This is a genomic window from Pseudomonas sp. NFACC39-1, assembly GCF_900110355.1.
In the GTDB taxonomy this organism is placed as follows: Bacteria; Pseudomonadota; Gammaproteobacteria; order Pseudomonadales; family Pseudomonadaceae; genus Aquipseudomonas; species Aquipseudomonas tehranensis.
In genome coordinates this window covers 479,549-502,389 of record NZ_FODL01000005.1, presented here as the reverse complement: position 1 = coordinate 502,389, position 22,841 = coordinate 479,549, and the positions used below count along the sequence as shown (strand labels likewise).

Annotated in this window: 18 protein-coding genes; 5 read left to right on the top strand and 13 right to left on the bottom strand. The window is 62.1% G+C overall.

The annotated features are described in order from the left end of the window. Window positions 1-100 precede the first annotated feature (100 nt). The 3 genes from BMY45_RS28410 (at window position 101) to BMY45_RS14110 (ending at window position 807) form a co-directional block, all read left to right on the top strand. Window positions 101-226, top strand: coding sequence for a hypothetical protein (locus BMY45_RS28410; RefSeq protein WP_256244135.1), 126 nt, complete (start codon window positions 101-103; stop codon window positions 224-226). Window positions 227-340: 114 nt separating this feature from the next. After that, window positions 341-553, top strand: coding sequence for a hypothetical protein (locus tag BMY45_RS14115; protein ID WP_092398530.1), 213 nt, complete (start codon window positions 341-343; stop codon window positions 551-553). Beyond that, a complete protein-coding gene (locus BMY45_RS14110; RefSeq protein WP_092398528.1) occupies window positions 550-807 on the top strand; it encodes a hypothetical protein in 258 nt (85 codons plus the stop codon). Before BMY45_RS14115 ends, BMY45_RS14110 begins: the two co-directional genes overlap by 4 nt. A gap of 34 nt (window positions 808-841) precedes the next feature. Here the strand turns inward: BMY45_RS14110 and BMY45_RS14105 are convergent, their stop codons facing one another. The 10 genes from BMY45_RS14105 to BMY45_RS14060 all read right to left on the bottom strand — a co-directional run bounded on the left by BMY45_RS14105 (window position 842) and on the right by BMY45_RS14060 (window position 14,164). After that, window positions 842-1,444, bottom strand: coding sequence for a glutathione S-transferase (locus BMY45_RS14105; protein ID WP_092398526.1), 603 nt, complete (start codon window positions 1,442-1,444; stop codon window positions 842-844). Beyond that, window positions 1,441-5,082, bottom strand: a complete 3,642-nt coding sequence (locus BMY45_RS14100) for an AAA family ATPase (protein WP_092398524.1) — start codon at window positions 5,080-5,082, stop codon at window positions 1,441-1,443. The genes BMY45_RS14105 and BMY45_RS14100 overlap by 4 nt, the downstream gene beginning before the upstream one ends. Continuing rightward, window positions 5,079-6,323: an exonuclease SbcCD subunit D C-terminal domain-containing protein gene (locus BMY45_RS14095; RefSeq protein ID WP_092398522.1), complete on the bottom strand. Its 1,245-nt coding sequence runs from the start codon at window positions 6,321-6,323 to the stop codon at window positions 5,079-5,081. Before BMY45_RS14095 ends, BMY45_RS14100 begins: the two co-directional genes overlap by 4 nt. 277 nt (window positions 6,324-6,600) lie before the next feature. Next, on the bottom strand, window positions 6,601-8,238 hold the full coding sequence (locus tag BMY45_RS14090) for a BatD family protein (protein ID WP_092398520.1): 1,638 nt from the start codon (window positions 8,236-8,238) through the stop codon (window positions 6,601-6,603). Continuing rightward, on the bottom strand, window positions 8,235-9,971 hold the full coding sequence (locus tag BMY45_RS14085; RefSeq protein ID WP_092398518.1) for a tetratricopeptide repeat protein: 1,737 nt from the start codon (window positions 9,969-9,971) through the stop codon (window positions 8,235-8,237). The genes BMY45_RS14090 and BMY45_RS14085 overlap by 4 nt, the downstream gene beginning before the upstream one ends. After that, window positions 9,968-11,047, bottom strand: coding sequence for a vWA domain-containing protein (locus BMY45_RS14080; RefSeq protein ID WP_092398516.1), 1,080 nt, complete (start codon window positions 11,045-11,047; stop codon window positions 9,968-9,970). The genes BMY45_RS14085 and BMY45_RS14080 overlap by 4 nt, the downstream gene beginning before the upstream one ends. Further along, window positions 11,040-11,534 (bottom strand): DUF4381 domain-containing protein, encoded by a 495-nt coding sequence (locus tag BMY45_RS14075; protein WP_092398514.1) that lies wholly within the window; start codon window positions 11,532-11,534, stop codon window positions 11,040-11,042. The genes BMY45_RS14080 and BMY45_RS14075 overlap by 8 nt, the downstream gene beginning before the upstream one ends. Next, the gene (locus tag BMY45_RS14070; RefSeq protein WP_092398512.1) at window positions 11,531-12,475 is read right to left on the bottom strand and encodes a DUF58 domain-containing protein; all 945 of its coding nucleotides are present in this window, start codon (window positions 12,473-12,475) and stop codon (window positions 11,531-11,533) included. The genes BMY45_RS14075 and BMY45_RS14070 overlap by 4 nt, the downstream gene beginning before the upstream one ends. 10 nt (window positions 12,476-12,485) lie before the next feature. Beyond that, window positions 12,486-13,445, bottom strand: coding sequence for an AAA family ATPase (locus tag BMY45_RS14065; RefSeq protein ID WP_025213310.1), 960 nt, complete (start codon window positions 13,443-13,445; stop codon window positions 12,486-12,488). Between the two features lie 365 nt (window positions 13,446-13,810). After that, window positions 13,811-14,164, bottom strand: a complete 354-nt coding sequence (locus tag BMY45_RS14060) for a hypothetical protein (protein WP_092398510.1) — start codon at window positions 14,162-14,164, stop codon at window positions 13,811-13,813. Window positions 14,165-14,634: 470 nt separating this feature from the next. On the opposite strand from BMY45_RS14060, the gene BMY45_RS14055 reads away from it, so the two are divergent. Further along, complete coding sequence (locus BMY45_RS14055) at window positions 14,635-19,503, top strand: NAD-glutamate dehydrogenase (protein WP_092398508.1); 4,869 nt, start codon at window positions 14,635-14,637, stop codon at window positions 19,501-19,503. Window positions 19,504-19,687: 184 nt separating this feature from the next. On the opposite strand, the gene BMY45_RS14050 is transcribed toward BMY45_RS14055, so the two are convergent. The 3 genes from BMY45_RS14050 to BMY45_RS14040 all read right to left on the bottom strand — a co-directional run bounded on the left by BMY45_RS14050 (window position 19,688) and on the right by BMY45_RS14040 (window position 22,194). Beyond that, window positions 19,688-20,092 carry a cupin domain-containing protein gene (locus BMY45_RS14050; RefSeq protein ID WP_092398506.1) on the bottom strand — a complete coding sequence of 135 codons (405 nt, stop codon included), beginning with the start codon at window positions 20,090-20,092 and terminating at the stop codon, window positions 19,688-19,690. A 263-nt stretch (window positions 20,093-20,355) separates the two neighbouring features. Next, window positions 20,356-20,637 (bottom strand): putative quinol monooxygenase, encoded by a 282-nt coding sequence (locus BMY45_RS14045; protein ID WP_092398504.1) that lies wholly within the window; start codon window positions 20,635-20,637, stop codon window positions 20,356-20,358. Window positions 20,638-20,760: 123 nt separating this feature from the next. Continuing rightward, window positions 20,761-22,194, bottom strand: a complete 1,434-nt coding sequence (locus BMY45_RS14040; RefSeq protein ID WP_092398502.1) for a MocR-like pyridoxine biosynthesis transcription factor PdxR — start codon at window positions 22,192-22,194, stop codon at window positions 20,761-20,763. A gap of 205 nt (window positions 22,195-22,399) precedes the next feature. On the opposite strand from BMY45_RS14040, the gene BMY45_RS14035 reads away from it, so the two are divergent. Beyond that, the gene (locus BMY45_RS14035) at window positions 22,400-22,840 is read left to right on the top strand and encodes a carboxymuconolactone decarboxylase family protein (protein WP_092398500.1); all 441 of its coding nucleotides are present in this window, start codon (window positions 22,400-22,402) and stop codon (window positions 22,838-22,840) included. Window position 22,841 lies beyond the last annotated feature (1 nt).

The window sequence follows — 22,841 nt, the reverse complement described above, 5'->3', positions numbered from 1 at the left end:
TTTGCCTGCTCCTACGAAAAACCCGCTGTAATATCACTTAGCCATGTGTTTAAATTTGACGCTAGTAAATTGACTCCTTCTCCAACAAGAGATCGACACTATGGCGATGCGTCTGGCAATGATGCTGCTGTTCCTCTATTCCACCCCCATTGTTTCGGCCGCCCAGCCGACCCCCGGCGAGCCGGAAGTGGCGCGTGAGCGATTATTGAGCTTGCTTGAAGACTGATCTTTTTGGGTGAGTAATCAATAAAACTGATAGACACTATGCGTATTGATCGCTATTAAAATCGGTTTAGTTGATTGATTCTGTGGGCACTGAAACATGCCCACGGAGAACCCCATGGCCAGCACTATCCTTTCTTCTGCCAGACACGGCGCGTACATTGCCATCGGCCTTTACGTGGCGATGGTGTTGGTGGTCAGCCTTGGTGCCCAATTCCAAGGCTCTGCCGAAACCTCCCTCCAGGCCGCCCGGCCTTCTGTTCACTATGGTCCCCCGGTTGCCGGCGCGGCGCTCGAGCATGGCGCAGCAAAAGGGGCGGTCGGCGCATGAACAGAAGCAAGTTTTGGGTGATCGCATTCCTGGCGTTCATCACCAATGGCTTTTCATTGCTGGGTCTGGGGCAAGCCTCGGCGGGATCTCTGGCGCGGACCATCGAGTGCAACCACAACATCGCTCACAACATCCTGACTGCCAAGGCTTTGGGGGCGTTGGTGGGGAATCCGCCGGTCAAGCCCAGGGTTGCCGTCTTCGGGCCTTTTCAGATCGATTGTGCAGTGGTGCGCATGTGCAGCGTTGCTGCCTGAAGCAAGCCACAAAAACTGTTCACGGGTGGGGTGATTACTTGACCATGATCGCCACGAACAACTCGCAATCCAGCAAGCCTTGCAACCAACGCTGTAGGCGAGGGTAGGGTGCTGCGGCAAACCATTCGCGGTCGACATGAGCAAACTGCCGCACGAACGGCATCAGCGCCACGTCGGCCAGGCTCTGGTGAGCCGCTGCCAGAAATGCTCGGGTTTCAAGCAATGCTTCCAGTCTGCGCAGGAAGACCTCGCCCTCGGCCCGATAATGCTCCAAGGGGTACTCAGGATAGCGCTCGGGGTATTTGTAGCGGTTCAGATGAAGCTTGAAGACCTGGTCGTTTTCCTCGATCAACGCCGCCGTCAACGCCTGGCCTTCGAGGTTGCCGAGCAACCGCCAATTATCCGGATCATGCTGCGCGAGGGCCCAGCGCATGATCTCCAGGCTTTCATCAATCACCTCGCCATCGACCTGCAACACTGGCACCGTGCCCTTGCTGGAAAGCGCCAGCATCTCGGGCGGCTTTGCCTTGAGGCTGACTTCGACAATGTTCAATTCGACCGCGCTGTAGCGCAACGCCATGCGCGCTCGCATCGCGTAGGGACAACGCCGGAAGGAGTAGAGCGTGGCGCGGTTCATTTCACCTCCACGGTACTCAGGCCATTACCTTGACGACGAACCTGGATCTGCACCGGGATTCGCTCGTGCATTTCCTGCACGTGGGAAATCACCGCAACCTTGCGTCCTTGGGCTTGCAAACCGTCGAGGGCATCCATGGCCAGTTGCAGGGACTCGGGATCCAGGCTGCCAAAGCCTTCGTCAATGAACAGCGACTCGATTTTCAGCGTGCTGGAAGCCATCGAGGCCAGGCCCAGCGCCAAGGCCAGGGAAACCAGGAAGGTTTCACCGCCGGACAACGAATGCACCGAGCGCAGTTCGTCGCCCATCTCCGTGTCCATGACCAGCAGCCCCAACATGCTGCCACCGCGTTTGAGCCGGTAGCGACGCACCAATTGTCGTAGCTGCACGTTGGCGTGATGCACCAGCAAATCGAGGTTGTACGCCTGCGCCAACTTGCGGAAGCGGTCGCCGGTGGCCGAACCGATCAGCGCATCGAGCCGTGCCCAGCGCTGGTACTCGGTATAAGCCTGTTCGATCTGCTGGGCCAAGGCTTGGTTGGCGTTCTGCCTGCGCTGGTCTTCGGCCTGTTCGGCGCGTAGTTCGGCGCAGCGTTGCTCGCTGGCGGTAAATTGGGTTTGCAGTTCGGTGAGGGCCTGGGCCAGTTGTTCGGATTCCAGGTTGCCGTTGTGCTGGGCCTGATGGTGTTGCAGGCGCTGCTCGCGTTCTGTGAGCAACACGCGGGCCTGCTCAATGGCTTTTTCGCTGTTGAGCAGTTGCTGGCGCAGTTGGCCGACGCTTTGCTCGTCCAAGTCAAGCAAGGCGGCCAGAGACGCATCATCCAGTTCCGGGTGGCAGGCGCGCCATTGTGCGATGCCGGCGGCCAGTGCCGTGTGTTCGGTGTCCAACGCTTGGGCCTGTTCCTGGCGGGCTTTGAGTTCGGCGGCCAGTTCCACGAGGTTGTGGCGTAGCGCTTGCAGTTGTTGATTGGCCGTTGTTTCGGCGCTGTGGGCCTGTTCCAGAGCCTGGTCGAGTTGCTGCTGCCACTGTTCGGCGCTGATGTGTTCGCCCAGCAATTGCTTGAGCCGTTGCTGGCAGGCCTGCTGTTGTTCGGTCAGGGCGCTCAGTTGCCGTTGCGCCAACTCCAACTGCTGGAGGCGGGTTTGCTGGCGATCCTGCTCTTTCTCCAGGGTCTGCTGACGCTGAAGCTGCTCGCTGAGTTCGTCACGTTGCTGTTCCAGGTGCGCCAGGCGTTGGGCGATCTGCTGGTCAAGCTGCATGAAGGTCGCGGCGGGCTCGGTGCGCAGGGCCTGTAGTGTGTCTGCCGGCAACAACGTACTGAAGTGGCTCAGTTCCTCGTCCAGGCGCTGGCGATCCCGGGCCAGCTCCTGCTGTTGATTGTTCAGGTGCAGTGATGCCTGCTGATGCGCAGTTTCAGCCTCGCGCAATTGCTGCGCCAGGCGCGCGGCGTCCTGTTGCAGGGTCAGCAGGGCGGCCTGGCGTTGTTCGTCCTGGCTGATACGCAGGTTGAGCTGACTGTTTTGCTGGTCCAGCCAGGCGTCGCGTTTGGCTGCATCCTGGGCCAGCAGTTGCGCCGAGAGCGGATGGCCTTCAAGGCTGGGCGCCAGATTTTGATGCTGATTGGCGAGCTGTTCCTGTTGCTGCTTGAGTTCTTTGAGCTGGGCGATGACGCCGCTGTATTGCGCGCGCAGGTCGATGACTTTTTCATGGAGCGACTCGACGGCTTTGCGCGCATTGGCCTCTTCGCTTTCATCAAAACGCCCCAGGCTTTGCAGCAAGGCTTCGGGCTGATGGTAAGGATGCTCGACGCTGCCACACACCGGGCATGGCTGGTCATCCTTGAGCTGTTCACGCAGTTGTTCCACGCTTTCGCTGCGGGCCAGACGCTGACGCTCCAGCAGTTGCCGGGTGACGCTCAGGGTCTGTTCGGCAATCGCCAGTTCGGCCTTGGCTTCGCTGCCTTCGCGCACTAGACGGTCGCGTTCCTGCAACGCCTGTTGCTGGCGCTGTTCAAGCTCGGCACCTCGTTTGTCCAGTTCTTGCTGGCTGCCCCAGAGCCGCGTCAGATCCTCGAATGCACGCAGTTGCTTGCGATTGTCTTGCAGCAGATTAGCGAGCAACTGGATCTGCTCGGCCACCGCTTGCGGCTCGGCGTCGGCTTCCTTATAGAGCACTTCGAGGTTTTGCCGGTGGGTTGCCAGATGCTCGGCGGCGTGGGTGGCATTTTGCTCCAGGGTGGCGAGTTCGACCTGCCCCTGGTTCAGGCGGTTGCCGATCAGCATCAGCTGTTGGAGGCGATCACGATAGGCCTGCCAGGCGTCGCTCAACGGCGCCAGGTGAGTGCTTTGTTCAAGCTCCCCGGCGATTCGCTGCAAGCGCCCGGCCACCTGCTTTTGCTGCTCAAGCAGGGTGTCGAGGGTGCGCTGGCCTTCGCTACAGGCGTGTTGTGCCTGCTCCTGGCGTTCGGCGCTTTGGCGAGCCTCCCTGTCGAGGCGGGCGAGGGTGCCTTGTTCTTCAAAGGCCTGGCGCAGCAAGGGGGCGCTCTCGCTGCTTTGTTGTCGGGCTGCGGTCAGCGCCAGTTGCGCAACGCCCAGGCCTTTCTCCAGCTCGGCCTGGCGTTCATGCAGATCGATCTGTTGCTGGGTGAGCTGCTGGACCTGTACCGCCAGGGGTTCGAGCTGCCGGGTCAGCTCCGTCTGGCGGATGAACTGATGCCGTTGCGGCGCGAGTTGTTCCAGGCGGGTCAGCTTCAGGCGTTCGTCGGCCAGGGCGTTCCAGTCGGCCTGGGCTTGTTGCAGTTGCTCGGCGGCGCTGGCCTGTTGCTCTTGCAACTGGCGCAGTTCCTTGAGCCAGGTGTGTTGTTGCTCCAGTTGCTTGAGTTGCGCCTGGTGGGCCTTGAGCTGGTGCTGGGCTTCGTTGAAGCGCTGGTCCAGTTCGGCGCGGGCCTCGGGGGCCAGCGGTGTGACCCCGGTGGCCTGGTCCTGCAATTGCTTGTGGGACTCTTTGGCTTGCTTGGCCTTGTCGAAGGCTCGCCGGCCCAGTCGGGTATACAGGGCCGTATCAGTGAGTTTTTCCAGCAGTTCGCTGCGGTCGTTGTCATCGGCCTTGAGGAATGCACTGAACTCGCTCTGGGCCAGCAACACGGCACGGGTGAACTGTTCAAAGTTCAGGCCCAGGGCGGCTTCGAGCTGGGTTTTGTATTCGCCTTTCTGACTCGCCAGCAACTGATCGTTGTCCAGATCCCGCAGGCTCTGGCGACTGGCTTGCAGCTTGCCACCGGCCTTTTCCCGGGCGCGATTGGCTTCCCAGCGCGCCCGGTAGCGACGACCGTCGATGCCGCGAAAATCCACTTCGGCGTAACCATCGCCGGTACCACGGCGCAACAGCGTACGCGGGTCGCCCGTGGCGATTTCACCGTCGGCGTCCGGCACCTTGGCGTCGCGCCCGGTGTTGTTGAGGCGCGGCACGGCGCCGAACAGCGCCAGGCACAAGGCATCGAGCAGCGTGCTTTTACCGGCGCCCGTGGGACCGGTAATGGCGAACAGGCCGGCACTGGCGAGCGGTTCGGCGGTGAAGTCTATTTCAAAAGGTCCGGCCAGGGAGGCGAGGTTCTTGAGACGGATCGCGAGAATTTTCATGGTTGTTCGCCCTCCATCTGCACGTCTTGCAACAGCACGGCAAAATCCTTGAGGGTCTGTTCGTCCACTTCGTTGCCGTAGCTGTCCTGCCAGGCGCGGCTGAACAGCTCTTGCGGGCTCAACTGATCCAGTTCGACCAGCGCGGCGTCGTCATCGGCACTTGCGCTGCCGCCGTTGCCGGCGTATTCGGCGGCGATCCGCACCAGGCGCACGGCTTTGCCTTGCAGGGCGGTTTCCACTTGATGGCGCAGGTCCGGCTGCGGCTCATCAAGGCGCACCCGCACCTCCAGCCAGGGTTGGCGCTGGACATCGGCCAACAGGTCGATGTCCGGCAGGTCTTTGAGTTGCACAAGAATATCGGCCAGAGGGGCCGGGCCCAGGCGCTGCAGATTGACGGCCCGGGGAATCAGCCGTGGCTCGACCTTGACCAGGGTTTCGCCGTCCAGGGTGATATCGAGAATCTGATGCTGATAACCGATCTCCGAAAACGACAATGGAATCGGCGAGCCGCTGTAGCGGATGCGCTCTTCGCCGTTGACCTTTTGCGGCTTGTGCAGATGGCCAAGGGCAACGTAGCTGATGCTCGGGCCGAACAGGCTGGCGGGCAGGGCTTCGGCGTTGCCGATGATCAGGCTGCGCTCGGAATCCTCGGACACCGAGCCGCCGGCCATGTGCGCATGGCTGATGGCGATCAGCGCCTGGCCTTTCTTGCGTTTGTCGTTGGCGGCGGCGATCAGCCATTCATGGACCTGACCGATGCCCCGCAGGTAGTCGTCACCCAGTTGTGCGCCGGTCACCTCGGCAGGCCGCAGGAACGGCAGGGCCAGGCACCAGGCCTTGACCTTGCCCTTGGCGTCGGGCAGCGGCAGCAGCAGGCGCTCGACGTCCAGTTGCCCGTCGTCCAGCCACAACACCCGGCCCAGGGCATGCGTGCGCAAGCGTCGCATCAGCGGCGCCGGCAGTTCGATGCGCGAGCCGGAGTCGTGGTTGCCGGCGATCATCACAATGGTCAGATTGGCGTTTTGTTCATGGGCACTGACGATGAAATCGTACAGCCGCTCCTGGGCTTTGACCGGCGGGTTCACCGTGTCGAAGATATCACCGGCAATCAGCAGCACGTCGGGCTTTTCGCTGGTCAACTGACGCAGCAGCCAGTCAAGGAAACAGGCGTGTTCGAAATCGCGTTCCTGACCGTGCAGGTTTTGCCCAAGGTGCCAGTCGGAGGTGTGGAACAGACGCAAGGGGAACTCCAGAAAACAGGTGATGGCCGCAGGAAGATGGGCGGCTAAAAGAAGCAGAGTTTACTGGGAAACAGGGCGGAGAACCCGGACAACCTCTACAAATGAGTTGGCACCAATCCTGTGGCGAGGGGATTTATCCCCGCTGGGCTGCGTGAAGCAGCCCCATGAAGCGAACTCAATCAACCAAGCTGATCGAAATGTCGGGTTTCAGGGCTGCGTTGCAGCCCCACGGGGATAAATCCCCTCGCCACAGATGCTCTATGTCCCGCAAAGGGGGTTATTTGGGGTACAGCGGCGGCAAGCCACTGTCGCTGGCCGGGTCCTGGAAGCCTTCCGCAGCGGGAATGGTACGAATGGCCCGCCATAAATCTTCGCCTTGCCAATACTGACCCGTTTCGCTGTAGAGCGCGCCGTTGAGGCCGTCCAGGGCGTCGGACAGTGGCACGAAGCGCGCGGCCATGTCGGCCAGGGTTTCCGGTTGCTGGCGAGCCCAGGCGTCCAGCGCCTGGCGTGTAGCGTGGGAGTCGTTGGCCAGGCAGGCACGCTTGAGGTCGTCCAGCAAGGTCCGCGGGCTCGGCCCGGCCTGGGTCGCGCGCAGGATCGCCGGCTGCGAACGGGCTCGCCACCATAGGCCCAGGCCCAGTAGCGTGGTGCAGGCCAGGATGAACGTGCTCAATTGCCAATACCACAAGGTGTCGCTGTCGACGATTGTCACGATCTGGGGTGTGCTTGTTGGCGTGTCCACCATCAGGCTCGGGTTGTTCGCCACTTGCAGGGTCCGCGCTGGAAGACTGGTGCGGTCCAGGTGGTCCTCCAGGGTGTTCCACCAAACCACTTCCACCGGCGGCAGTTCAATGGTGCCACTGCGGTTGGGCACCAGGGCCTCGCGGTCTTCACGGCTGCCGACCAAACCGCGCTCACTGCTGCGACTGCTGAGTACCGGTTGGTCGGGGTAGCGCCGCAGGCCACTGATTTCAGTGGCCGGCAGGGGGGGGATCTGGGCGCTGGCCAGGCCCTCGGCTTCCAGGGTCAGGCTGCGGGTCAGGGAGTCACCCACCTGGCTGTGGGTCGGTTCCGGGCTCCAGCTCTCGCTCAAGGAAAGGCTGCGTGCCGGCAGCCAGGGCACATCAGCCGGGTAACTGGCGGGCTTGGGGTTGACGGTCAGGCGCAGTGGCTCGGAGCTGACACGTATCAACTGGCCGGGTTTGGGCCCCGACGGGGCAGCTCCCTGGGCCACCGGCTCGACCAGGGTGGCGCTGAAGGTCTGGGCCGGGATCGTCAGTTCGCCGCTGCGCTGGGGGTAGATGCCATAGCGCAGTTCGATCACGCCGTGGCGTAAGTTGTTGATGACCTTTTCGTAGGTGCGCGATTCGCCCAGTTGTTCGGTGCGGGCATCGGGGATGTGCAGCGGCGTCAGACTGCTGTCGTCGTACAGCGACACCGAATGGTAGATGCGCAAGGTCAGGATCGCCTGTGCCTGCACATAGACCTGGGTCTGGTCGAGGCTGGCCTCGATGAACACCGGGGCCAGTTTGCCTGGCTCATTGCGCGTTTCGCTTTCGATCACTTGCAGGGTGATCGGCTGGCTCGTTACTTCGCCCAATTGCAGGGGCGGAATGACCACGGTGCCACTCTGGCGCGGCAGCAGGGTGACGATCCAGCGGGTGGTGGCGCGATTCTCGCCGTCAAGCGTCGTCAGTTGGTTGACCTGGCGGGTGCCGCGCACTTCGAACAGCGCCTGGAGCGGGCTCAGGTCGGGTTTGCCGAACAGTGTGGCGTCATTGGATTCCAAGGTCAGTTCCACCGTTTCCCCGGAGTTCAGGCGGCTGCGGTCCACACTGGCAGTCAGCTGTGCAGCCTGGGTTCCAGAGGCCCAGAGCAGCAAGACGAGGAGGTAGGCGGTGAAGCGGGTCATGGGGTTTTTCCCTGGGCCTGATGGCTTTGCTGTTCATACCAGAATTTACGTCTGAGCAGTTCGCCCGGATTATCCGGGATCTGGCGCAGCCATTGTTCCAGTGCCTGGCGCTGTTCTTCGTCATTGCGCTGGCCGGCCGCGGGACGCAGCGGTGGGGTCGTGGTCCGCTCATCGGGCAACTCACTGCCCGGCACATCCTGGGCGCCGGGCGGTGCCGGTGCCTGGGGGCCCTGGGATCGTTCCGGTGTCGCGGTCGCTTCGGGGGAGGGCTGTCCCGGCGCAGAACTTTGTGCCTGGGCATTGGCGTTCGGTGATTGCTCGGCGGGCCCTGGCTGCTCACTTTCACTGGGCTCAGGTTCGGCAGGTTTTGCCGCCTGCTCTTTGAGCAGGCTCTGCACCAGCGCTTTGTTGGTTTGGGCGGGACGCAGGTCCGGCTGCAATTCCAGGGCTTGCTCGTACGCATCCAGCGCGGCGTCCAGTTCGCCGCTTTTGGCCAAGGCGTTGCCGCGATTGTAGTGGGCGCGGGCGTCGTTGCCCTCGGCAAAGCGGCGGGCGGCTTCGCTGTAGTCACCGGCTTCATACAGGGCCACACCTTGCCATTGGTGGTCCTCGAAGTGGGCGGCGGCCTCGGCCGGACGCTTCTGCTTGAGCAGGTGCTGGCCCTGTTGATCGGGGCGCAGCCACAGGTTCTGGAGTTCGAAGGCATGACCGGTCTGCGGCAACATGAACACCCACGGCAGGCAGAACAGCCAGCCACGACGTCCCGCGCAGGCGGCCAGCAGCAACAGCGGCAGAAGCAGCCAGTAGCCATGGTCCGCCCAGGTATCCAGGCGCAACGTCTGACCGTCGCTGCGCAAATGGCGAGGACCGTCCAGCAGCCCCAGGCCGCGCAGGTCGCTATCGTCCAGGCGCGCCGGGCGATAGCGGCCGTCCAGCTCATTGAGGAAGGACTTGAGGCTCGGGCTGTCCAGGCGCGGTACCAGAATCGCGCCCTGGGCATCCTTGAGGTAACTGCCATCTTCCTGGGTTACCGGGGCACCTTCGCGTGTCCCGATGCCGAGCATCAGTAATTGCGTGGCATATCCATCGAGGATCTGGCGGATATGCTCGCGTTCCTGGTCGTTCAACGACGAACCAATCAGCAGAATCCGACCGTGGCCGAGCCCGCTCTGATTTAACAGGGCCTTGGCCTTGTTGACCGCCAGGTCGGCGCGATGGCCGTTTTGGGGCATGATCGAGGGGGTGAGTGCCTCCAGGAGGTTGGCGCTGGTGGACAGGTCGTCGGACAGCGGTACCAGCGTATGGGCACTGCCGGAGTAGACGATGATTGCGGTCTGGGCGTCGCTGCGGCTATGCAGCAAGTCCAGCACCTTGCGCCGGGCCTGCTCCAGACGCGTGGGCGGGACGTCGGCGGCGAGCATTTGCGGAGTCAGCTCCAGCACTACCACCAGCGGATCGGCAGGTTTTTGGCTGGTCTGTTCGACCCGTGCCCAACTGGGGCCCAGTAGCGCGAGCACTACCAATAACCAGCCCAGGCCGAGGGCAATCCACGGGAGCTTGCTTTCGCGGCCGCTGCCGCCACTGAGTAGCACGGCATGAAACGCCGGCGGCAGAATCATTTGCCAGCGGCCCACGCGTTTCTGCCGGTGCCACAGCTGCCACAGCAGCCAGCCCAACACAGGCAGCAGCAAGAGAAACCAGGGACGCAGCCAGTGTGGCCAGAGAGCGATCATCGGCGTTTCCCCAGGCGCATGCGCTTGAGTCGCCGGCGCCACTCGGAATGTTCTGCCGGTTGGAACAAGGGCTGGGTGAACAGGCGCTGCAAAGGGTTGTCCGGCCAGCGTTCCCGGGCTACCAGCAAAACGCTCAGCAGCAGCGCAACGGCCAGGGGCCATTGGTAAAGTGCCTGGGCGGGGCGCGCTTGGGTCGGTTGCTGGGTCACCGGTTCGAGCTGATCGAGGGTGGTCTTGATCGCCAGTAACTGTTGACCGTCCTGGGCGCGGAAATACTGGCCGCCCGTGGCTTGGGCAATTTCCCTGAGTGTCGCTTCGTCGAGGTCCAGGCTCGGGTTGACCCCGACAAACCCTGCCGTGCCACTTTCTTCCGGATCGGCGCCAATGCCGATCGGGTAGATTTTCACGCCTTCTTCAGCGGCCAGCCGGGCGGCGGTCAACGGGTCGATTTCCCCGCCGTTGTTGGCCCCGTCGGTCACCAGGATCAGCACACGGCTGTTTGCCGGACGTTGACGCAGACGCTTGAGCGCCAGACCGATGGCGTCGCCGATAGCGGTGTTCTTGCCGGCGATGCCGATGCGCGCTTCATCCAGCCAGAGCCGCACGGTGCGCCGGTCGAAGGTCAGCGGCGCCTGCAGGTAGGCTTGGCTACCGAACAGGATCAGGCCGACCCGATCACCTTCGCGGCTCTCGAGAAAATCTCCCAGCAGATGCTGGACCAGCGCGAGACGACTGATGTCCTCGTCTTGCCAGCGCATATCGGGAAAGTCCATGGACCCCGAAACATCCACCGCCACCAACAGGTCTCGGCCGCTGGCAGCAATCGGCAACGGCTCGCCCAACCATTGTGGGCGGGCTGCGGCAATCAGCAATAGCAGCCAGAGCAGGATGAAGGGCGCCTGCTGACGCCAGGTCGGCAGATTGCTTCGGGCCCGGCGCCCCACGAGACCTTCGAGATCGCCCAGGAAACTGACCCTGAGGGCCGGCTCGCCACTGTCGGCCGCCGGCAGCACCAGACGCATCAGCCAGGGCAGCGGCAACAGCGCGAAAATCCACGGCCAGGCGAACTCAAACATGTTTGCGAATCCAGATTTCGACGGCGTGGGTCAGGCCGGCAATGGCTTTGTCATCGAGCTTGCATTCGGGTTTGTAGGCGCCTTCCACCAGCACCATCCAGCGGGTCAGGCCTGCCGCCGGGCAGCGGTTATCCAGGAAAGCCAGCCATTTACGTCCGTTGAGGGTGTGGCTCTGGCTGTACGGGTAGTGGTTGCGACACAGGCGCTTGAGCAGCCCGTTGAGTTGTTGCAGCCAGGCGCCGGCAGGGGCGCCATCGTAGGGTTTGGGGAGCTGGGCGAGTTCCGCCAGAGCGGCCAGGCGCGCCGGGTCCAGGGGCTGCTCGGCGCGCACGGTGGAGCGCTTGGCGGGAAGGAACCGGCGCAATTGCCACAGTCCAAGACCCAGCAACGGCAACACGACCAGCAGCAGCCACCAGCCCGGCGCAGGGGGCCAGAAACCGATGGGTGGCGGCGTGATCAGCGGTTGCAGTTGATCGAGGCTGCTCATCGGCTCTTCCCCGACCGCTTGGGGTTCAGGTATTCGCGTAGTTGTTCGACCATGTCGCCCTGGGTGCTCAGGGGCATCAGCAGAATCCGCAGCTTCTGGGCCAGCAATTCCCAGCGCTCCTGGCGGGCCTCGGCCTGGGCCCGATAGGTCTGGCGCAGTTCGAAATTCAGGGTGTCGAGCTCCAACTGCGCGCCGCGCTGGGCGAAACGCAGCAATCCGGCGGCGGGCAGGGCGTGATCCAGCGGATCCGAAAGCGGCAACAGCAACAGGTCGCAATGGCGTGACAGCAGGCTCAACTGTTGCTCGGCGCTGTCGGACAGCGCGCGCTCATCGCAAATCACGATCACCAGGCTGCCAGGACGCAACACTTCCCGGGCCCGGCGCAAGGCGTTGCCGAACGAATCGCGGTCCGCTTCGCCCTCGGTATGCAACGACTGATTGACCCGCACCAGGCGGTTAAGCAGTTGCAGAAGGCTCTGTTTGCTGCGCCTGGGCTTGACCTCGTAATGGGTGTTATCTCCGAACACCAGCCCGCCGACCCGGTCGTTGTGCCCCAGGGCGGCCCAGCCGATCAGACTGGCGGCCTGGGCCGCGAGCACCGACTTGAACACCAGCCCCGAGCCGAAGAACAGCCGATGGCTTTGCTCGATCATGATGAAGATCGGTCGTTCCCGCTCCTCATGAAACAGCTTGGTGTGGGGCTCCTGGGTTCGGGCGGTCACGCGCCAGTCGATGGTGCGTACATCGTCGCCGGCCTGATAGACCCGCACCTGATCGAAATCCACGCCGCGCCCGCGCAGCTTGGAGTGATGCAGACCGATCAGCGGGCTGCGCTGGCCTGGCGTCGAGAACAACTGCACTTCACGCACGCGATGGCGCATCTCGATCAGCTCCGAAAGGCTGACGCGGATGCCCGGGACGGGCGCCAGTGGGTTGTTCATGGCTGGCTACTCAAGCGACGGCGACGACGTCGAGAATCCGCTGCACGACGCGGTCCTGGTCAATGCCGGCAGCTTCGGCTTCGAACGACAGGATGATGCGGTGGCGCAGCACGTCAAACAGCACGGCCTGGATGTCTTCGGGGCTGACGAAGTCGCGGCCGGCGAGCCAGGCGTGGGCACGGGCGCATCGGTCCAGGGCAATGGAGCCTCGCGGGCTGGCGCCGTAGGCGATCCATTCGGCCATTTCCGGGTCGAATTTGGCCGGCGTACGGGTGGCCATGACCAGTTGCACCAGGTATTCCTCCACGGCGTCGGCCATGTACAACCCGAGGATCTCCTTGCGTGCGGAGAAAATGGCCTGCTGGCTCACGCGGCGCTCGGGCTTGGTTTCGCCATTCAGCGCCTCACCCCGGGCCTGCTGCAGAATGCGCCGTTCCACCGCCGCATCGGGAAAACCGATCTTGACGTGCATCAGGAACCGGTCGAGCTGGGCTTCGGGCAGCGGGTAGGTGCCTTCCTGCTCGATCGGGTTTTGCGTGGCCATCACCAGAAACAGCGGCGACAGCTCATAGGTGCTGCGCCCGACGCTGACCTGGCGCTCGGCCATTGCTTCGAGCAAGGCCGACTGGACCTTGGCCGGGGCACGGTTGATTTCGTCCGCCAGCACCAGGTTGTGGAAGATAGGTCCCTGCTGGAACACAAAACTACCGGTTTCCGGGCGGTAGATTTCCGTGCCGGTAATGTCGGCGGGCAGCAGGTCGGGGGTGAACTGAATGCGATGGAACTGCGCCTCAATGCCCTCGGCCAGTTCTTTGATGGCCTTGGTCTTGGCCAACCCCGGCGCGCCTTCCACCAGCATGTGGCCGTCAGCGAGCAGGGCGATGAGCAGACGCTCGATGAGTTTTTCCTGGCCGAGGATCTGCGTTGAAAGAAAGGTTCGCAGCGCCAGCAGCGCTTCACGATGTTCCATCGATGACTGTTCCTGGAAAGGGTGGCCCAGGCGTTCGGATAACGTCGGAGCTGGGGGCGTTACTTTAATGCATGGCGGGGGGTGGCGACTAACGGGATTTTGTTTGGTGTGCGGATTTGTGATCGGTTTGGGAGCTGAGCTTGCTCGCGATAGAGCTCTCATTTACCCACTCTGGGTTGTAGGCGCCGTGTAGGAGCTGTCGAGCGAAGCGAGGCTGCGATCTTTTGATCTTTCGCTTGAGATTCAAGTGTAGTGGGAAAGATCGCAGCCTCGTTGCACTCGACAGCTCCTACACAGCTCCTACACAGCTCCTACACAGCTCCTACCAGGCTCCCTCGCCAAAGGGCGCGCGGTCGCCTTTGGAGTCAGAGCTGGCTTATATAGGTGCCCGTCCCCTTGAGGATGTTCTGCAGCGTCAGTTCCACTTCCGCCAGGTCCGCCGCGTCGGTGTCGTGGGTGATCTCCAGCACATCATCCCCATTCAACACATCGGCATCCGCCGCAGCAATTTCGATTTTCAGCAGGGTCCGGCTGAGGGTGACCTTGACGCCCTCCAGTGTCGAAGGCTCTCCATCCAGGGCGATTTCCAGTTCGTCTTCGTCGGGGTAGCGGGTCATCAGGAACATTTCGCCCTGGGCGCTGTGGCAGCACAACATGGCCATGTTGTCTTCTTCGTCGTCGCACGGGTTGGCGATCAGAAGGGCGGTGGTCATTTGCATGGTGATGGCTCCTGGCTCGATGAGCCTTGCTGGGCGCAAATAAAGTGGATTTTGCCAGCCCGTGTAATTTTCTGCTGGATTACTGCAGTCACACGCAAAAAAAACTGCGTGCAATTTCACACCGCAAGGTGCCGTTTTGGTCGTGGGGCTGCTACGGTTGTTCGATGCAAACCGGCTGTTTAGCTTGCCGTTGACCGAATATGTCGCAGCGCTGCAAGCAGGCACATTGTCGCACTCGTTAAGCTGCACGGCGGATGTACACCTGCAAAGGGCACCACGAGGGCTTTTTGCAGGTGTCCATTACATGGAAATTACATGGAAAAGGATGTGACCTGCCGGTCCTGTCCAGCTTCACCCACCTGTCGTCCTGTTTCCTCTGCCCGAGAATCAGGAACAGGATGGCCGACAGCCCTGAAAAAGGGCTGCACGCGACGCTTCCATCAATAACAAGCCCAAGCGGAGTACCACAGATGGCGTTCTTCACCGCAGCCAGCAAAGCCGACTTCCAGCATCAACTGCAAGCGGCACTGGCGCAGCACATCAGTGAACAGGCACTGCCACAAGTGGCGCTGTTCGCTGAACAATTCTTCGGCATCATTTCCCTCGATGAACTTACCCAGCGCCGGTTGTCCGACCTCGCCGGCTGCACCCTGTCTGCCTGGCGCCTGCTTGAGCGCTTCGATCACACGCAGCCGCAGGTCCGTGTCTACAACCCGGATTACGAACGCCACGGCTGGCAGTCGACCCATACGGCGGTGGAAGTGTTGCACCACGACCTGCCATTTCTGGTGGATTCGGTCCGCACCGAACTGAACCGTCGCGGTTACAGCATCCATACCCTGCAAACCACCGTGTTGAGCGTGCGTCGCGGCAACAAGGGCGAGTTGCTGGAAATCCTGCCCAAAGGCACCCAAGGCGATGGCATCCTCCAAGAATCGCTGATGTACCTTGAAATCGACCGCTGCGCCAACGCCGCCGAACTCAACGTCCTGAGCAAGGAACTTGAGCAGGTGCTGGGCGAAGTGCGCGTGGCGGTGGCTGATTTCGAGCCGATGAAAGCCAAGGTCCAGGATATTCTGTCGAATCTGGACAGCAGCGCCTACGCTATCGATGCCGACGAAAAAGGTGAAATCAAGAGTTTCCTGGAATGGCTGGTGGGTAACCACTTCACCTTCCTGGGCTATGAAGAATTCGTGGTTCGTGATGACGCCGATGGCGGCCATATCGAATACGACGCCGATTCGTTCCTCGGCCTGACTAAACTGCTGCGTGCCGGCCTCACGGTCGATGACCTGCGCATTGAAGACTACGCCGTCAACTACCTGCGCGAACCGACTCCGCTGTCGTTCGCCAAAGCCGCACACCCAAGCCGCGTACACCGTCCGGCTTACCCGGACTACGTGTCGATCCGTGAGATCGACGCCGATGGCAAGGTCATCAAGGAATGCCGCTTCATGGGCTTGTACACCTCGTCGGTGTATGGCGAAAGCGTGCGCGTGATCCCTTACATCCGTCGCAAGGTCGAGGAAATCGAACGTCGCTCTGGCTTCCAGGCCAAGGCGCACCTGGGCAAGGAACTGGCCCAGGTGGTCGAAGTGCTGCCCCGTGACGATCTGTTCCAGACCCCGGTGGACGAGCTGTTCAGCACCGTGATGTCCATCGTGCAGATCCAGGAACGCAACAAGATCCGCGTATTCCTGCGTAAAGACCCGTATGGCCGTTTCTGCTACTGCCTGGCCTATGTGCCGCGTGACATCTATTCCACCGAAGTGCGCCAGAAGATCCAGCAAGTGCTGATGGAGCGTCTGAAAGCCTCGGACTGCGAGTTCTGGACCTTCTTCTCCGAATCCGTGCTGGCCCGTGTACAGCTGATCCTGCGGGTGGACCCGAAGAATCGTCTCGACATCGACCCGGTCTTGCTGGAAAAAGAAGTGGTGCAGGCCTGCCGCAGCTGGAAGGACGACTACGCCAGCCTGGTGATCGAAAGCTTCGGCGAAGCCCAGGGCACCAACGTGCTGTCCGACTTCCCGAAAGGCTTCCCGGCCGGCTACCGCGAGCGTTTTGCCGCGCATTCGGCCGTGGTCGACATGCAGCACCTGCTGAGCCTGAACGAAAAAAATCCGCTGGTCATGAGCTTCTACCAGCCGCTGGGCCAGGTTTCCGGCCAGCGCGAGCTGCACTGCAAGCTGTATCACGCCGACACGCCGCTGGCGTTGTCCGATGTGTTGCCCATCCTGGAGAACCTCGGCCTGCGCGTGTTGGGCGAGTTCCCGTATCGCCTGCGCCACACCAATGGCCGCGAGTTCTGGATTCATGATTTCGCGTTCACCGCCGCCGAAGGCCTGGACCTGGACATCCAGCAGCTCAACGACACCTTGCAGGACGCCTTTGTCCACATCGTGCGTGGTGATGCCGAGAACGATGCATTCAACCGCCTGGTGCTGACTGCCGGCCTGCCATGGCGCGACGTGGCGCTGCTGCGTGCCTACGCCCGTTACCTGAAGCAGATCCGCCTGGGCTTCGACCTGGGTTACATCGCCAGCACGCTGAACAACCACACCGACATCGCTCGCGAACTGACCCGGTTGTTCAAGACCCGCTTCTACCTGGCGCGCAAACTCAGCGGCGACGACCTGGAAGACAAGCAGTTGCGTCTGGAACAGGCGATCCTCACGGCGCTGGACGACGTCCAGGTGCTCAACGAAGACCGCATCCTGCGTCGCTACCTGGACCTGATCAAGGCCACCCTGCGGACCAACTTCTACCAGACCGACGCCAACGGCCAGAACAAGTCCTACTTCAGCTTCAAGTTCAACCCGCACCTGATCCCGGAACTGCCGAAACCGGTGCCCAAGTTCGAGATCTTCGTGTATTCGCCTCGGGTCGAGGGCGTGCACCTGCGCTTCGGTAACGTTGCTCGCGGTGGCCTGCGCTGGTCCGACCGTGAAGAAGACTACCGTACCGAAGTGCTGGGTCTGGTCAAGGCCCAGCAAGTGAAGAACTCGGTGATCGTGCCGGTGGGCGCCAAAGGCGGTTTCCTGCCGCGACGCCTGCCGTTGGGCGGTGGCCGGGACGAGATCGCCGCCGAAGGCGTGGCGTGCTATCGCATCTTCATCTCCGGCCTGCTGGACATCACCGACAACCTCAAGGAAGGCGTACTGGTTCCGCCGACCAATGTCGTGCGTCATGACGGCGATGACCCGTACCTGGTAGTGGCTGCGGACAAGGGCACTGCGACCTTCTCCGACATCGCCAACGGCATCGCCATCGACTACGGCTTCTGGCTTGGCGATGCGTTCGCTTCCGGTGGTTCTGCTGGCTACGACCACAAGAAAATGGGCATCACCGCCAAGGGCGCGTGGGTCGGCGTACAGCGTCACTTCCGTGAACGCGGTATCAATGTCCAGGAAGACAGCATCACCGTGGTGGGCGTTGGCGACATGGCCGGCGACGTGTTCGGTAACGGTCTGTTGATGTCTGACAAGTTGCAGCTGGTGGCAGCCTTCAACCACCTGCACATCTTCATCGACCCGAACCCGGAGCCTGCCAGCAGCTTCGCCGAGCGCCAGCGTCTGTTCGACTTGCCGCGTTCGGCCTGGACCGACTACGACACCAGCATCATGTCCGAAGGCGGCGGTATCTTCTCGCGCAGCGCCAAGAGCATCGCCATCTCGCCTCAGATGAAAGAACGCTTCGACATCAAGGCCGACAAACTGACCCCGACCGAGCTGCTCAACGCCTTGCTCAAGGCGCCGGTGGATCTGTTGTGGAACGGCGGTATCGGCACGTACGTCAAGGCCAGCAGCGAAAGCCACGCCGATGTGGGCGACAAGGCCAACGATGCGCTGCGCGTGAACGGCAACGAACTGCGCTGCAAGGTGGTGGGCGAGGGTGGCAACCTGGGCATGACTCAACTGGGTCGTGTCGAGTTCGGCCTGCATGGCGGCGCCACCAACACCGACTTCATCGACAACGCCGGTGGTGTGGACTGCTCCGACCACGAAGTGAACATCAAGATCCTGCTCAATGAAGTGGTGCAGGCCGGCGACATGACCGAGAAGCAACGTAACCAGTTGCTTGGCAGCATGACCGACGAAGTCGGTGGCCTGGTGTTGGGCAACAACTACAAGCAGACCCAGGCCCTGTCCCTGGCGGCACGCCGGGCATTCGTGCGCATTGCCGAGTACAAGCGCCTGATGAACGATCTGGAGGCACGAGGCAAGCTGGATCGCGCCATCGAGTTCCTGCCGGCCGAAGAACAACTGGCCGAACGCGTCTCGGCGGGCCAAGGCCTGACCCGTGCCGAACTGTCGGTGCTGATCTCCTACAGCAAGATCGACCTCAAGGAAGCGCTGCTCAACTCCCAGGTGCCGGATGACGATTACCTGACCCGTGACATGGAGACCGCGTTCCCGCCGACTCTGGTGAGCAAGTTCTCCGAAGCCATGCGTCGCCATCGCCTCAAGCGCGAGATCGTCAGCACCCAGATCGCCAACGACCTGGTCAACCACATGGGCATCACCTTCGTTCAGCGGCTCAAAGAGTCCACCGGCATGAGCCCGGCGAACGTGGCGGGCGCTTACGTGATTGTGCGGGACATCTTCCATCTCCCGCACTGGTTCCGTCAGATTGAAGCCCTGGATCACCAGGTGTCGGCTGACGTGCAACTGGAGCTGATGGACGAGCTGATGCGCCTGGGTCGTCGTGCGACGCGCTGGTTCCTGCGCAGCCGCCGCAACGAGCAGAACGCTGCCCGTGACGTGGCTCACTTCGGTCCGCACCTGGCGGCGTTGGGCCTCAAGCTCGACGAACTGCTGGAAGGCCCGACCCGTGAAGGCTGGCAGACCCGCTACCAGGCCTACGTAGCAGCCGGCGTGCCGGAACTGCTGGCGCGCATGGTTGCAGGCACTACGCACCTGTACACCTTGCTGCCGATCATCGAGGCGTCCGATGTCACCGGCCAGAACGCCGCCGATGTGGCCAAGGCTTACTTCGCCGTAGGCAGTGCCCTGGACATCACCTGGTACTTGCAACAGATCAGCGCGCTGCCGGTGGAAAACAACTGGCAGGCCCTGGCCCGTGAAGCGTTCCGTGATGACGTCGACTGGCAGCAACGGGCGATCACCATTTCGGTCCTGCAGCAGGGCGACGGCACCCAGGAGGTGGAAACTCGCCTGGCGCTGTGGCTGGAGCAGCATCACGACATGGTCGAGCGCTGGCGTGCCATGCTGGTGGACATCCGTGCCGCCAGTGGCACGGACTACGCCATGTACGCGGTCGCCAACCGCGAACTGCTGGACCTGGCGTTGAGTGGTCAGGCGGTCGTAACGGCCAACTGATCCGGCGTTGAATGAAAAAGCCCCGCATCGAGAGATGCGGGGCTTTTTCATGCCAGTTTGGAATAGAGATCCCTTGTGGGAGCGGGCTTGCTCGCGAAAGCGGTGTGTCAGCCAACAAAATTTTGACTGGAGCACCGCCTTCGCGAGCAAGCCCGCTCCCACAGGGAAACTGTGGTGCGATCGGTTAGTTCTTCAGCGGAATCAACACCGCTTCATCCTCCCCCATCACCATGAACACCAGCAATTTCGCCGGTTCGGTCGAGCTGGCGTTTTTTGAAACCAAGTGCTCGGAACCCGCTGCTTCGTACCAGAACTCCCCGGCCTTGTAGGTCCTCGCCGGCTCGCCTTTGACCTGGGAGGTGATGGCGCCTTCCAGCACATAGGCCATGGCCGTTCCTTCATGTTTGTGGGCAACGGACGACTGGCCGGGGGCGTAGTCGACCGTCAGCATCATGGTTTTTTTACCCGGCAGGTTCTTCAGCATCTTCTCCTGCAGTACGTTGACCTTTTCCGAAGGGGCGGTTTCGTGGGCATAGACCGGGGCCAGAGGCAGCAGACTGAGGGTGGCGATCAGGTAGAGGGTTTTCATTGCAATGACCTTCGTGGGTTTGAGTGAGTTCGCGCTGGCGCGGCGATGGATTCACCCTAAGCCCCACGGTGGTGCAAACAAACGTCCAATCTTTAAGAAGGCGGGTAGACCAATACCGCGCTCCACCAAACTTGAAAGGTAACCCCCTGTAGGAGCTGCCGAAGGCTGCGATCTTTTGATCTTTTGATCTTTCGCTTGAGACTCAAGTGGCTGGGAAAAGATCGCAGCCTCGTTGCACTCGACAGCTCCTACGGGCGTGGGTGTCAGCGGTTGAAGTCCACGCTTCGGGCCAGGTGGTTGTCGATCAGGCCGATAAAACCTTGCACCTCGGGGCAGTTGAAATGGGCTTGCATCGCCGCTTCCGATTGCCAGCGAGCGCTGACGGTCCAGCGGTCACCGTCGTCCGGGCAACGGTCAACCATGTAGGCATCGCACCCAGGCTGCGCGCGCAGGGTTTCGACGATTTGCTGCAACTGGCGGCCCAGTTCTTCCGAGCGACCAGCGGCGGCTTGGACCTGTACGGTATTGATCACCTGGCGAGTCATGGTTCTGGCTCCTGAATCAAGTCGGACGGGATTTGGCTCGACATCAACGAGACCCCAGCAGGATAGGCCTGTAATGGCGAGGCTAAAACAGCCAATGGGCGGATAAATGCCCAGTCCAATGGCTCAAGTGACCTGCTGCAAAATGTCTCGCAAGCGGTCCAGGGCGATGTCGATGTCCAGGGTGTCAATGGCGCCGAAACCCAGGAACAGGCCGGGACGCACCGCAGCCTCATTGAAAAAGCCGTCGAGACTGTACAGCCCGACTTCGGCTTTTCTCGCCAGCTCGATCACCAGCGCCAGGTCGATGGGCACCTTGCACAGCACTGCCAGGTGGAAGCCTGCGGTTGTGGGAACCGCCTCGAACCAGGGCGAGAGGTCCCCGGCCATGCGCGCCAGGATTCGCTCACGGCGCCCGGCATACAGCGTGTGGCAGCGGCGGATGTGCTTGAGCAGGCAGCCCTCGGCAATGAACTTGGCCAGTGCCCACTGGGGCAGGGTGGAGGTGTGTTGATCGGTGAGGCGCTTGGCCAGGATCACCGCTTCGAGAATCGCCGGTGGCAGGATCGCGTAACCGAGGCGCAGCTCCGGCAACAGCGTTTTCGAGAAGGTGCCGACGTAGGCCACGATCCCGCGTTCGTCCAGGCTTTGCAGTGAGTCGGCAGGCCGGCCTTCGTAACGGAATTCGCTGTCGTAATCATCCTCGATGATGATTGCCCCCAACGCGTAGGCCCGCGCCAGCAAGGCCTCGCGGCGGGCCTGGCTCATGGGCATGCCCAAGGGAAACTGGTGGGATGGCGTCACATAAATCAGGCTCGTGCCGTCGGGTATGAGGTCTACCCGCATACCCTGGTCATCCACCGGTATCCCGGCCACCGTGGCGCCGTGGGAGCCAAACAGCAGGCGCGCCGGCGGATATCCCGGGTCCTCCATGGCCACCAGGCTGCCCGACCGGGTCAAGACCCGCGAGATCAGGTCCAGGGCCTGTTGTGCGCCGTTGCACACCACCACGTCATCGTCCTGACAATTGACCCCACGGGAAAATGCAATATGCCGGGCAATGGCATTGCGCAGCGCCGGCAAGCCCTCGGGCTGGCTGTAGAAGCCCTTGGCGCTGGCGATCTGGCGCAAGGCGTGAGCGGTGCAACGCCGCCAGTCGTCCAGGGGAAACTGACCCTTGCCGGTGGCGCCGCCGATGAAGTCGTAACGCAGCGCACCTTCAAGGGTGGGATGGCGCATCAGGTCCGGCATGTTGCGCCAGGTCTCGACGACATCGGCACCGGCCAGCTCGCGGTGGCTTTGTTTGCGCACGATTGGGGCCGGGCGGGCATTGACGTAGGTGCCTCTGCCAATGATACCGGTGAGAAAGTTTTCGTAGGTCAGTTGGGTGTAGGTGTCGGACACGGTCTTGCGCGAGACGCCCAGCTGTTCAGCGAGCAAGCGGCTGGGCGGCAGTTGCGTGCCGGCGGCCAGGCGCCCACTTTCGATGGCGCTGCGCAGTTGTTGATACAACTGGCCCGCCAGGTCCTTGCGGCCGTTGATGACAACATGAAGTTCCATACCCGCGCGCTCCTGAGCGATTGTTTGGCGCCAGCCCTCAAAGGCGCAAGATTAACCGCATTGTGCGAATGCAAAGAAGTTGCGTGAAGAAAATCGCGCCAATTGGCCTGGCTGGGAAATGGTCCGGTGTTTTTCGACCGATTGGATCTGTCGCGCAGCCTGCTCACGTCCTACCGTGCAGGTACAGATCATCACGGAGTTCGCCATGAGCCAGCGTCTGGATTACTACAGTGCGTCCCCAAGGGCGATGAAAGCCATGATTGGCCTTGAAGCGCTAAGCAGTCGCCTGAGTATAGAACCGGGACTTGTGCATCTGATCAAGATCCGTGCCTCGCAGCTGAACGGCTGTGCGTTCTGCACCGACATGCACTCGGTGGATGCGCGCCGCCTGGGCGAGAGCGAGCGGCGCCTGTTCGCCGTAGCAGTGTGGCGCGACAGTGGTTTTTTCAGCCCCCGCGAATGCGCCGCCCTGGCCTGGACCGAGGCGGTAACGCTGTTAGCCGACAGCCAGGTGCCGGATGAGGTCTTTGCCCAGGCCCGCGCCGTGTTCAGCGAGGAGGAGTTGGTCGACCTCACGCTGGCGATCAGCACCATCAACAGCTGGAACCGGCTGGCGGTGAGTTTCCGCCAGAGTCCCGGTCCCTGAT